Origin of the sequence: Methylophaga sp. UBA1464 (genome assembly GCF_002325665.1) — a bacterium.
Classification (GTDB): Bacteria; Pseudomonadota; Gammaproteobacteria; order Nitrosococcales; family Methylophagaceae; genus Methylophaga.
Map to the genome: position 1 here is coordinate 17,767 of NZ_DCSO01000018.1, position 813 is coordinate 18,579.

The 813-nt window shown below is 41.0% G+C and carries 1 protein-coding gene; it reads left to right on the forward strand.

Translation table 11 applies throughout. From position 1 onward, the window contains the following. On the forward strand, nt 1-563 hold a 563-nt coding region (locus B3O33_RS01980; protein ID WP_414673261.1), incomplete at its 5' end, for a sulfite oxidase heme-binding subunit YedZ. Between the last annotated feature and the right edge of the window lie 250 nt (nt 564-813).

An 813-nucleotide genomic window follows, 5' to 3' on the forward strand; every position in this document is an offset into this window, starting at 1 on the left:
GTATCTCATTACTACCTTTATTCTGGCTGAGCTATGCACTGATATCGGATCAATTGGGAGCTAACCCCATTGAAGCCATTACCCGTGATACAGGCGTATGGGCATTACGGTTTATTATGGTGACATTATTCATATCACCTTTACGCAAGCTCACAGGAATCAATGAATTTATCCGATTTCGCCGCATGTTGGGTTTGTTTGCGTTCTTTTATGCCAGCCTGCATATGCTGTTGTATTTTGGACTGGATCAGTTTTTTGATCTGCATGAAATATGGCTGGATATTGTCAAGCGTCCCTTCATTACCATCGGGTTTATCAGCTTTATCCTGCTCATTCCATTAACGATAACGTCTACTGATAAGATGATAAAGAGGTTAGGGGGGCGTCGCTGGAAAAAACTGCATTACTTAATTTATCTGATTGTCGTGCTTTCTTGTGTGCATTTTTATATGCTGGTCAAGCAAGATAAAACCGAGCCGTTAATTTATTTATTGATTGCTATCCTGTTGTTGGGTTTCAGAGTGTTTAGCCAGCGTCGGCGTCATCAGGTAGCAGGTTCCTGAAGCCAATTTCATTGGCTTTTACGGCTTTTTTTCAGTATTTAATTTTTCCACAAGGTTTTGATTTTCTTGCCAGAATGGCGCTGTAGCAGGCTTTTGTCCTCGCATCTGAGTGTGAATTAAACAAAAACTGTTACAATGTGCGGCTGTAATTTATCGCGTTGAGATTTAAGAAGGTATATATGACTGATTTTGTCGATCACGATCCACAAGAAACGCAAGAATGGTTGGACGCTCTGGAATCTGTGCTGTC